The 253-nt window shown below is 77.5% G+C and carries 1 pseudogene; it reads left to right on the top strand.

What is annotated here, in order from left to right:
- Positions 1-253, top strand: a pseudogene (locus D588_RS24260) (filamentous hemagglutinin-like protein); the annotation flags it as partial.

Here is a 253-nt window from a genome sequence, read left to right as displayed (position 1 = left end):
GGCGCGCTGGCGCACAGCGGGCGCAGCAGCGCCGGCGCCATCAGCTTGTTCGGCTCGGAGCTGGACGCCGGCGGCAGTCTCTACAGCGGCGGCGATCTGGCGCTGAGCGCCAGCGGCGAGTTGCGCAGCAGCGGCAGCGCCTACGCCGGTGGCGCGGCGCAGTTGCAGGCCGGCGCGGCCTGGCTGCAGCAGGGCGGCACCGTGCAGAGCGCCGGCAGCCTGGCGGTGCAGGCGGCGCGGATCGATGCGGCCG

Source organism: Xanthomonas sp. SHU 308, from assembly GCF_000364645.1.
Taxonomy (GTDB): Bacteria; Pseudomonadota; Gammaproteobacteria; order Xanthomonadales; family Xanthomonadaceae; genus Xanthomonas_A; species Xanthomonas_A sontii.
Note: the sequence above shows the minus strand (reverse complement) of the source record. Positions and strands in the feature narration are given on the sequence as shown.